The 4,047-nt window shown below is 41.0% G+C and carries 5 protein-coding genes; 1 reads left to right on the top strand and 4 read right to left on the bottom strand.

Features of this window, described 5'->3' with window-relative positions:
* Positions 1–201: 201 nt before the first annotated feature.
* On the top strand, positions 202–582 hold the full coding sequence (locus AC1DRF_RS18325) for a FixH family protein (protein ID WP_477741342.1): 381 nt from the start codon (positions 202–204) through the stop codon (positions 580–582).
* A gap of 45 nt (positions 583–627) precedes the next feature.
* Here AC1DRF_RS18325 and AC1DRF_RS18320 read toward each other — a convergent pair whose 3' ends face one another.
* From AC1DRF_RS18320 to AC1DRF_RS18305, 4 genes are all read right to left on the bottom strand, one after another.
* Complete coding sequence (locus tag AC1DRF_RS18320) at positions 628–1,005, bottom strand: hypothetical protein (RefSeq protein WP_028409531.1); 378 nt, start codon at positions 1,003–1,005, stop codon at positions 628–630.
* A 73-nt stretch (positions 1,006–1,078) separates the two neighbouring features.
* Positions 1,079–1,762 (bottom strand): hypothetical protein, encoded by a 684-nt coding sequence (locus AC1DRF_RS18315; RefSeq protein ID WP_477741341.1) that lies wholly within the window; start codon positions 1,760–1,762, stop codon positions 1,079–1,081.
* Positions 1,763–1,942: 180 nt separating this feature from the next.
* Positions 1,943–3,310 carry a nucleoside recognition domain-containing protein gene (locus AC1DRF_RS18310; protein WP_477741343.1) on the bottom strand — a complete coding sequence of 456 codons (1,368 nt, stop codon included), beginning with the start codon at positions 3,308–3,310 and terminating at the stop codon, positions 1,943–1,945.
* A gap of 13 nt (positions 3,311–3,323) precedes the next feature.
* Positions 3,324–4,047: FeoB small GTPase domain-containing protein (locus AC1DRF_RS18305; protein WP_477741340.1), on the bottom strand; the 724-nt coding region annotated here is incomplete at its 5' end.

The raw sequence follows: 4,047 nt of genomic DNA, 5'->3' as shown, positions 1-4,047 counted from the left end.
GTTTAATCCTAAGCTCAAGACAGAATGCTGTAAAGTTGCGTTGCGATCATAAACTATTTTTTGTAACAAAACGGTCAAGTTTCTTGCCGTCACACTCATAAAAATCACTCATTGGGATGATTTTATTTTATGACTTCAGTGATAAAGTTTTATGGAGAAATGTATTCACTAATAGGATATAAGATAAAAAAGGAGATATTTATGAAAAAGCTTAGCATGCTGCTGCTCGTTTTARTTATTGCCGTGGTCGGCTGTTCAAAAGGAAATGAGCAACAGTCACAGGAAGTAAAAGGAACAATTGAAGTGCCGCAAACTATTAAAGCAAACGAACAAACATCTATTAACGTGCTCGTTACACAAGGAGATAAAAAAATCGAAAATGCAGACGTCGTACAAATTCAAGTTGAAAAAGAAGGCTATATTAACCAGGAAATGATCGATGCAAAACACGAAGGTAACGGCGCATACAGCATCGACTATACGTTCAAAGACAACGGCGAATATACGATTACCGCTCATGTGACGATAAAAGGCGACATGAAAATGTTTACGAAAAAAGTGACGGTTGGCGAGAAAAAGTAAATAGCCTATCAAAAAGCGACCTCTGCTTGTCAAAGGTCGCTTTTATTATTTCTTTGATTCTTTAATACGGTCAAGATACTGCTTCGCATGAAGCAGACCAAGATTTTTTTCTTTTCGTATGTATTTAATAGCCTGCACATCACTTCGGCCATTCATCATCATCAAATTGACTCTGTTTTCAAAAGCCTCGTCTTTCTCTATTTCTAGCTGCTTCCACTCTTCATCTAAATCACGTTTAGGTGTTTTGAGCAGGAATATCACGAGTATAACAAGAACGCTACTTGTGGTGATATAAAGCCAAAGCCAATCGAGAAACCAGCTGTTAATCACATTCACTACGATGAGAATGGTGAAACAAGAGTATAGCCTTGTTTGATACTTATTAGCTTTTTTTGAATCTATTTTATTAGAAAATATCCCCACCCTCAGCCTCCTTTTAGCACGTTATCCGCGCTTTTTTCTACTAATCTCTCTTAGTGTAAACTGCAGCTTCTTTTTACCTGATGATGACGCTTTTGGTCGTACCCTCGCTTGTCTGATAGCTTCCCGAACTGTTGCTGCCAATCACTTGTATGCTGCCGTAATTACGATAATCTTTGTCCGAAGCATGAGAGGTTTGTAGTTGTTTTAACTCCGTTCCCTCTAAAATAAAGTAAGGGCMGTCATAACTCGTATTCTCGTACTCACCGGAAGAATAAAGGTGCGTGTACGCATAGCGACTAGTTGTAAAGAAATGCTGATTATTAAGAACCTCTACCTWCGAAAAAAACTCATCTGCGGTCATTAATCGGTCATATTGAGCAGGCTTTCGATCAACTTTGTCACTTGTAACCGTTAAACGATCCTCTCCTTTGTCTTCACATAAAAAACAAGAGCTGTAATCTAGCATTGTATAGGAGTTATGATCAGAAGGATGTATTACTGTAAACCGCATAGAAGATATGTTTTGATTCCTATCGAGCGTTAAACGAAAATCTTCTATTTTTGCATTGTTCTGTGACAGCTGCTGTTCTTTTCGAAATGATTCCCAGCTTTTGCTTACTTCTCCAGACTTCAGCTCATCTCTTGTAAATAGAAGCGTTTGTTTTGTACCTTTATAAACGACATTTACAATACTGAGAATAAGGAGAGCAAGGATTGCCAGCCAGCAGATGGTTTCTGCTGCCTTGTTTTTCGCCATAGTTGTTCTCCCCCAGAAGTTACATGTGTGCGTATCATAAAACAAATACACATCATACAAATTACCATTTCTCCTAAAAAATATCAATCAATCTTACATTATAAAACTGAAAATCTAGTTAATTAACAACTCATAAAAAATACAGGGCTCTTTTTAAAACCCTGCACTTTTATATCATATTTAAATAAGGTTAAACGCTTTTACCACTTGAGCAACCGTAAACGTAACGCCAATCGCAATCACTGTTGGTATTGTAAAAGCAAGAAACGTCCACTTGACATTTTTGGTTTCTTTATAAATATTCACAAGCGTCGTTCCGCACGGAAAATGCAGAAGCGAAAACAACATCATGTTAAGAGCTGTTAGCCACGTCCAGTGGTGGTCAAGGAAAATTTGCTTCAGTCGAGTTGCATCTTCAATTTCAATTAATGAGCCTGTTGATAAATACGCCATCAGTAGAACCGGTACAACAATTTCATTTGCTGGCAAGCCAATGATAAAAGCAGCTAGTATATACCCGTCTAGCCCCAGCGACTTAGCGAACGGATCAAGAAACTGAACGAAGTGCATCAAAATACTTGTGTCACCGATATAGATATTAGCCAATACCCACGTTAACACCGCCGCGGGTGCTGCAACAATAATCGCGCGTTTTAACACAAACAGTGATTTATCCAGCGTCGCGCGCACAATCGTATCAACAAATTTCGGCTTGCGGTAAGGCGGAAGCTCTAGCGTATAGTGTGTTGGTACTCCGCGCAGCGCCGTTTTAGAAAGTGCCCACGATACAAACAGCGTCACCACAATTCCGAATAACACTGTTCCGACTACCACAAGCGCCGTTACGAATGTTTTAGCACTCCCTGTAAAGCCTGTTGCCATAAATAAAGAAGCTAACAAAATCAGCGTAGGCCATCTGCCGTTACACGGAACAAAGTTATTTGTTAAAATCGCCATCATACGTTCACGCGGCGATTCAATAATACGCGTTGACATAATTGCTGCGGCGTTACATCCAAATCCCATCGCCATCGTCAGTGACTGCTTGCCGTGTGCGCCTGCTCGTTTGAACAGACGATCCATATTAAACGCGACCCGAGGCAAGTAGCCATAGTTTTCTAAAAGCGCAAACACCGGGAAAAAGATGGCCATCGGAGGCAGCATCACGCTAATGACCCATCCTGTACCTCGAAACAGTCCTAATACAAGAATTCCGTGCAGCCATTCCGGCGCATGCATCATTTGAAAGAAAGCTGTTAAATACCCTTCCGCCCAGCCAAATCCTTGTGCGATTAATCCGGAAGGAACGTTTGCGCCGGCTATGGTGATATAAAAGATGACCGATAAAATACCGAGCATAATCGGAAATCCCCAAATTGGCGAAGTGAAGACTTTATCTAACTTTTCTGTGCGCTGAAGCTTTGAGCGGTCTTCGTACACAACTGATTTTTTACATATTTGCTGTGACGACTTGTAAATGCTTGCGACCATATTGGAACGATGATCTTTTTCTTTTGCCTGCTGCGCATAGCGCGTTAGCTGTTCCATGGCTAATGCGTTTTCAGGAGTTAACGGATTTCCCATATGCGCTGTTCCTCCTTTCTGTGTGACTGATATCTTGCTGCTGACGCTGCTGAATGGTTTCTAAAAATGACGTGTCTCCATCAAGAACCCGTAAAGCAATCCAGCGCAAAGGAAATTGATTTCCCACAATAGAAGCGACTTGAGGCTCTAGCTCCTTTAGTGACGCTTCAATTTCTTTTGTGTACTGCACCTGGTAAGGATTAAGATTTACTTGCCCTCGCACGACTCCTTCAATTGCATCGAGCAAATTCGTAATGCCTTTTTTATTACGTGCTGATATAGGCACAACCGGTACGCCTAGCGATTCAGCGAGCTTTTTTTCGTTGATCACAATTCCTTTTTTCTTTGCTTCATCCATTAAGTTCACGCAAATCACGACGTTTTCAGTCATTTCCATTACCTGCAGCGCTAAATTAAGATTTCGCTCCATCGCCGTTGCATCGACCACCACAACCGTAACGTCAGGTCTTTCAAATAAAATATAGTCACGCGCTACTTCTTCGTCCGCTGAGTTTGAATAAAGTGAATACGTTCCAGGCAAATCGACGATTGTGTAGAGCTGCTGATGATGTTCAAACGTCCCTTCTGCTTTGGCTACGGTTTTCCCCGTCCAGTTTCCCGTATGCTGCTTGAGACCGGTTAAGCTATTAAATAACGTACTTTTTCCTGTGTTCGGATTTCCTGCTAATGCAATACGATAC

Source organism: Priestia sp. P5_B4, assembly GCF_056400385.1.
This window is presented reverse-complemented; position numbering and strand designations above follow the sequence as displayed.